Raw genomic sequence first — 6,388 nt, 5'->3', positions numbered from 1 at the left:
TGGAGAAAGGGTCATTCTGAGAATGAAGATTCCGACGTTACTAACTGAGTGTTGTATCTAATCGTGGGGGCAGGTCAGATGAAATGCCTGCCCGGCAATCACCTATTGATTCAAATTTACCAGATGACACGCTTGATCTGTTTGTCGATCTGACTATAAATCCTGTTATCGATATTCTCTCCTGGTTAAATATTGAAAAGCTGGATAATGCCGAAGTGCAGTGCAGCAAAGCCTTAAAGAAACTTCAGACGTTATTAGGACAACTGGGTGCTGAGCATGATTTGAGAACTAAGGATTATCAATCTCAATTAGATACGCTTAAGAGAATTGAACAACCATACATCAAAAAGGTGATGCGGCATATACCCGAAAATATGAAGTTCAAGGAGCCTGAGTATCTCCAGACTATAGGAATGAACCCATGACTCTAAAATATATAATCGCTCTCGCAATATTTCTGACATTTGTGTGCTTTGCAGCTTTCATACTTATCTACGCGAGTCGAACAAAACGAGAACAACAACAAACTCAGCAACCTTTGGACGAGCATGATCAGCAGGCAGATATTAATGCCGATGCCGACGAGAACGCCGCACTTGATGGGTTGAGCGAGTACTTCATCAAAAAAAATTCGATATTGCCAAAAGTCCTGATGGATCTTTATGTGCGCTTGAGTGCGGTGTTCAATGGTCAGTACATTATCGCACCCCAGGTGCTTGCCCGGGACTTAGTAGAGCTGGAGCTCGAAGATGAACCGGTTGCCCCGGTTGACGTACTTCAGGCGCAACAGTACGCAGATGAATTCGTGTTCGATTTTGTTCTCTCCGATGCGCATACCGGGGAACTAGTGCTAGCAATGATCAATGAAGATGCTATCAGCGCTCAGCCTGAAGGAGAGTTCATTATTGCCCTTTTTAAAAGAACTCACATTCCTGTCTTTCGCTATGAAACGTTGTCAGGCTTGGACGATAACGCCCTGGCAGTCAACATCGCTGAATCAATAGACGATGGCCGATTCTCTTAGTTCCACAAGGAATTTATTATGTCTCTGTCAAAAAAACAAAGAATAGTACTGAGGGCTAAATTTGGTGGTCGATGTGCATATTGTGGCGAGGTACTGAAAGAAAAAGGTTGGCACGCTGATCACGTAGAACCTGTGCTAAGGAAATCCGTCCAGGATATGCAAGCTGCGGCCAGAGGGAAATTTAAGCTTAAGGCTACCGGTGAAGTGTTTAATGAAAGTGCCAACTGCTTAGAAAATCTTTTCCCAGCCTGTGCGCCCTGCAATCTGCTCAAAACAACATATTCACTGGAAATGTTCCGCAAACAAATAAGTTTACAGGTTGAAAGGGCACGGAAGAGTAGTATGAATTTCAGAACGGCAGAAAGATTCGGCCAGATAAGCATTGTAGAGAAACCCATTGTTTTCTGGTTTGAACAGTATTCAGAGAAAAATGGTGCTATCAAATAAACGACTAATTTAACATTATCATGGCGCGTATCGCGCACTGCTTCGTCAAATATTCAGCCGTGATAATATTGTTTAGTAGGCCCATTACGGAGCGTATATGACTAATCATACAAACTGGACTGGAGACCTGACCGAAGGCGCAACTATATTTGTAGCCACACCAGATGGCCAGCTCAGCAAATGTAGAGTCGAGTCCGTTCGAGACCGACATTTCTCGGTCGAGGGTATTGAACGTGAATTCGATAAGTTGAATGCCTGCTCAGTTGATGGGTTACTACACTCTTACCCCGACGATTTCGAGTCGAGGGAGTTATTTGGTCTGTGCCAGCAAAAAAACAGGCTCAAGTCTCTGCAAATTGATTCATTATCGTTACAGCAAGTCCAGTACATGCTGGCTGGCCTGGAACTTGCCAGGAAGAGATATGGATACCAGTACCGAGGCAGCAAAGCCGTAGATACCAATCAGAAGGGTAGACTGGCCATGAGCATTGATGATTCGCTTCACCCAATTCAGATCGCTTATATACTGGCAGGTTTAAAATTATCTCTCCTTCAAACAGAGGTGAACCATGACTGCTAACCAACGTAAACGTCCTTCGCGTAACAATCGAGCTGTCCAGTTAACGTCCGAGCAGCTGGTAGAAGCGAAGACGCTTGACCTGAAAGCCCACCATTCGTTTAAAAACCTTATGGGTCTTGCTGCAATCAGTGTCGTGGTGTTTGTCTGTCTTGGCTCCTTGATCCATAAACAACGCTCAGTAATGAACGAATGGGACCTGGGTGAAGTGATCAGAGGCGTTGATTTGAAAGCCGGAACCCTCGCAAAAAACAACTTTTTCATCACCAACAAAGGGCAGTTTGAAGCAAGTGGCGTTACAGTGTCACTTACGGGTACAAAACTGAAATTACAGCAGCATCAGGACGGAAAATATTACGTTTGTAATTCTGCAACAGGTGATTGTGTTCTGGTATCCGATGTACAAGCTGAAAAAATTCGTGACCAGCTGTAGCGAGGGGAAAATATCGGTTACTGTCACCGGTAACCGAAGGAACCTTCGTATATGTCACGACAAGAAGCCGCAACGCAGTTATTTATGTCTGCACCACCAGCAAGTATTGATGTCGTTATTGAGCAGCTGGAAAGGGACGCTCAAGCAGCCGGTATCGATATCCATACAATCTCTGTAATGGCCAGCCTGTTACGTGATCGAATAGAAGCATACAGTGACGTGCTTAAAATCGAGCCTGAGCGGGTGATACACGCACTTGAGGTACTGCGAGGTACGGAAGTGCCGTGGGCTTTTTACACTCCGTCCAGGCTACCTGAGCTTGAAGATGTTCATTGCTGGGAAACTCCTCACGATTTTGACCAAGACCTAGGTGAACACCAGCTGCGGCGCTATATTTGCCCTAAATGCGAGCATGAATCAACCGACCCAATGCGCTGCACGGCTGGCCATGCTCCTGGAGTTAACCAGTATCCTGAAAGCTGTGATGCCACTATCTGGAATTCGCCCGATTCTTGGGATAGTATTAACCCTATAATAAAATTAATTATCAAATCTACGTTCCTGGCTGACCTGACTGTTCATACAATCTTCTATCCGAAAGGGTTGAAGCTTCCTGAAATTCAGGACGTTGAGTAGTCTGCTTCGGGCTCTGTGATCTGATAGTTATATATACCTCATTTAAGACCCCTTACTGGGGTCTCTTTTTTTGGACTTCCGCCGTGCTATGTACTTCACGGTATCCCCAAATATCCCGGCTTATGTAGTTCGTCGATTTGCTTCGTCACCTGCCATACCTGTCTCATAATTTCTCTATTTGGAGAAATCTGATGAACCTACCGACAGCTGTATTAGCGAATAACGATGAAAATGAATCAGACGTCCTCAGCCTTTATGCTAATCCCGTAGACAGTCAAAGTGGCCTCATTGAACATGACGGCTTTCAAAAACTAAATGCCATGCGCGATCTGCTGGTGGAATACAACACAACACTGAAGCACATGCAGGCCATGTATGATGCAGTGATGCGGAACCGGCATGATGAAGCATGGCGCATGTTCTGTGATTCTTGTGACAATTCCATCAAATATACGCTGGCTGTAGAAAATTTGTTCTGTATAGAACGGGCCCGCTGTGCTCTCGATGAAAAGTACTGGCAAAAGCTGCTCGATCTGACCGGCGTAAAACCATTTATGCCCACCGAAAGATACGATGACTGGAACGAAGGATTGAGGGCATGGCGAAAATCATCAGAATCAAATTTTGAGAAGCTTAAGCCTGTACCCTTCAACGAAGAAAGTATCTTTTCTACCGCATTCGCATTGAATGAAGAGAAAAAAGACTACTTCGCCCAGATGGTTCATGGTGTGTTTGAAAAGCTCTCCGCTCTGCATAAGACTAACCGTGCCCAGGGCTTCAGCAACAAACTCATCATAGCCAGCTGCTTACCAAGTAGAGATAACCGCAGATCCTATGACTATCTCAACTATTTTAATGACCTTCGTAAGGTTATTGGACTGATGTATGGACGAAGCGGTGCTGAGGATGTGAATTCGGCTGCGGTCAAAGAGTACATGATGAGTAACCCTGGCGAATGGGTAAGTATTGATAACGATAGTCTTAAAGTGAAGGGGTTTATTAACGGCAATGTGCATATCCTGATTGAGGAGGAAACTTGTGACAATCTCAATCTGGTACTATCCCATTTAATGCCAGGCTGCATTCCTCTCGATCGCCGATACACCACCGGCCATAACTCCGCAAGAACTGTAAAAACCAATGAATATCGGTCGCAGTTGATATCATTCTCTGCTGTTAACTCCTTAATATCATATGCCACTGACCATTTGAACGCGGGCAAACACCTGTCACCGGGGCCGCACACTTTTATCCTGCGGGACAACCAGTCTGTTAGTGAGAAAAAAGAACTGGTGAACATATGGGAGTCATTGGGTGCTGTCAGAAGATATAGAGAAGTATATGACTTTGACTTTAGCCCCGTTGAAGCATTCAAACTTCTGGCATTACATGGTTCTATACCTGACCGCTATACGCACCAGTTCTATGCAACGGTCGGAGAACTCCAGAAACGAGCAATTGATGAATGTATGGTGGCTTCAGGTATGCGTTTGCTGGAACCGAATATCGGTCTTGGTGCGCTACTGAAAGGGTTACCAGAGGGGGTGGATGTTACTGGTTTTGATATACACCCCGCAGCTGTTGCAATTACTGGCCTGCGCTGGAACGTCACCCTTAATGATTTTCTATTGGTCAAGCCTGAAAATACCGGCTTGTTTGAAAGAATTCTGATGAATCCTCCATTTAGTGACTCACGCTGGATTGCACATTTTCAACATGCGATGAGATTCCTGAAACCGGGAGGACGCTTGATAGCAATACTGCCAGGGAGCGCAAAGGAGCATCTTTTAACCCGAGAAGCTGGGCCCGGTTACGACATCAATATTCTGGGTTGCTATGACAACGCCTTTGAAGGAACCGCAGAATCCATAAAACTTTTCTCCGTTGATGCCCATGAATAGTGGGGAAAGGAAGAGCTGGTCGAGTTAATTTCGTCACCCGTAACTGAACAGAAAAAATGAGATAGAGAAAAAGCCGTCAGTTTGTCGATGTTAAATGCTATTCAAATTTTTCAACATGCGACAATTGAGCCAACTACATGAAGAGGAAACACAATGTCAGCATTTCTCATCAATAAATTATCTTTCGAAGATACCAAACAAATAATGTTGTCCTCCATGAAAACAATGGCATCTCTTCATGGTATTTTGGCAATATTCTTGCCGATAATTGCTGGTGGTGGACTCCTGACACTCATCATGAAAAATGTGACAATGGAGGGGCTTGCATTTTTTATCTTACAGCCAGTTGTACTCACCCTCTACCTTACGGCTATCTTATGCCGATATCAAAGCTCAGAGCTAAGATTGAATATCTGGGAAGAACTACGCAACTTTATCGTTGTGTTAGTTTATGCATTATTCCTGACCGTACTAATGATCGTAATATTGTGGTTAGTCAAATTTATGATTGCTTCAGCGGTTGCGGGTGAAACCAACCATGTTGAATATAAACAACCAACATTAACAAGCATTAGTCTGGCTTACTCCAACCTAATAGTGTATTTCAATATGTACGCCCTTGCCACTTTGAGCGTATTTATCGCTACGCCAATGCTCGTTTTATTCATACCAACAGTTACGCGGTGTAAAGGTTCTCTGCTGAAAAGTATACCAGTCATTTGTAAAAGTACTTTTATGAATATTGGGCCGTTGTTCGCATTTTCAGCTATCTCTGGTGTTGTTTTACTTTCGTGGTCATACTTTTCGCTCAGGTATGAATGGTTAATCCCGGCAGCAACTATACCTCTGGCCTACTTATCAATATTGAATTACCAGCTGTCTGAAGCAGCATTGCCTCGTAACCAATAAAAAGGAAACCTGTGATGAGAAAAATAATATTAAATGCGGTTGTTTGTTTATTTGCAATTAATGCATCAAGTTTCGCAATATCAGCGGAAAGCTCTCCATCTCGTGACGAACTGAATGACGTGATGAAAGTTCATGCTTCCGAGATTGCTGCTGTTATCGCATGTAAAGACTACCTCGAAAATGGCGAGGAACGTTTGACTGAAGCGAAATCAAAAGCTGGCCGTGTACTGGGTAAGATGGTAGGCAATCAAGCCAAGGGTAGCGAGTATGCTAGTCGGATTCTGGTAACTGTTAACGAAGCTAAGCCAGATGAGCAACTGAAGGCTGAATTCGACAAGGTCAACCTTGACCACTCAGTCCGCGTTGCAAAATGCGCTCAGCTAGGGAAGGTGCGAACAAGTTCCTGATATGAGATCATCATATTCATCCGGAGCGCATCCCAGAGGGACATCATGAGCCAT

General features: G+C 44.3%; 9 protein-coding genes. All 9 read left to right on the top strand.

The window, feature by feature from the left end:
* The first annotated feature begins 83 nt into the window (after positions 1 to 83).
* The gene (locus QMN93_RS25225; protein WP_323620203.1) at positions 84 to 425 is read left to right on the top strand and encodes a hypothetical protein; all 342 of its coding nucleotides are present in this window, start codon (positions 84 to 86) and stop codon (positions 423 to 425) included.
* The gene (locus QMN93_RS25220; protein WP_223226832.1) at positions 422 to 1,024 is read left to right on the top strand and encodes a hypothetical protein; all 603 of its coding nucleotides are present in this window, start codon (positions 422 to 424) and stop codon (positions 1,022 to 1,024) included. The genes QMN93_RS25225 and QMN93_RS25220 overlap by 4 nt, the downstream gene beginning before the upstream one ends.
* A gap of 18 nt (positions 1,025 to 1,042) precedes the next feature.
* Positions 1,043 to 1,471, top strand: a complete 429-nt coding sequence (locus tag QMN93_RS25215; RefSeq protein WP_032951321.1) for an HNH endonuclease — start codon at positions 1,043 to 1,045, stop codon at positions 1,469 to 1,471.
* Between the two features lie 97 nt (positions 1,472 to 1,568).
* On the top strand, positions 1,569 to 2,051 hold the full coding sequence (locus tag QMN93_RS25210) for a hypothetical protein (RefSeq protein ID WP_032951323.1): 483 nt from the start codon (positions 1,569 to 1,571) through the stop codon (positions 2,049 to 2,051).
* The gene (locus tag QMN93_RS25205) at positions 2,041 to 2,481 is read left to right on the top strand and encodes a hypothetical protein (RefSeq protein ID WP_223226831.1); all 441 of its coding nucleotides are present in this window, start codon (positions 2,041 to 2,043) and stop codon (positions 2,479 to 2,481) included. The genes QMN93_RS25210 and QMN93_RS25205 overlap by 11 nt, the downstream gene beginning before the upstream one ends.
* A 51-nt stretch (positions 2,482 to 2,532) precedes the next feature.
* On the top strand, positions 2,533 to 3,117 hold the full coding sequence (locus QMN93_RS25200; RefSeq protein ID WP_032951326.1) for a hypothetical protein: 585 nt from the start codon (positions 2,533 to 2,535) through the stop codon (positions 3,115 to 3,117).
* 191 nt (positions 3,118 to 3,308) lie between these two features.
* Positions 3,309 to 5,018, top strand: a complete 1,710-nt coding sequence (locus QMN93_RS25195) for a DUF4942 domain-containing protein (protein WP_007372173.1) — start codon at positions 3,309 to 3,311, stop codon at positions 5,016 to 5,018.
* 153 nt (positions 5,019 to 5,171) lie between these two features.
* On the top strand, positions 5,172 to 5,927 hold the full coding sequence (locus QMN93_RS25190) for a hypothetical protein (protein WP_009654999.1): 756 nt from the start codon (positions 5,172 to 5,174) through the stop codon (positions 5,925 to 5,927).
* Positions 5,928 to 5,941: 14 nt separating this feature from the next.
* A complete protein-coding gene (locus tag QMN93_RS25185) occupies positions 5,942 to 6,334 on the top strand; it encodes a hypothetical protein (RefSeq protein ID WP_032951328.1) in 393 nt (130 codons plus the stop codon).
* Positions 6,335 to 6,388: the final 54 nt, after the last annotated feature.

The organism is Enterobacter sp. R-1.6.2, assembly GCF_035064085.1.
GTDB classification, from domain to species: Bacteria; Pseudomonadota; Gammaproteobacteria; order Enterobacterales; family Enterobacteriaceae; genus Enterobacter; species Enterobacter asburiae_B.
Note: the sequence above shows the minus strand (reverse complement) of the source record. Positions and strands in the feature narration are given on the sequence as shown.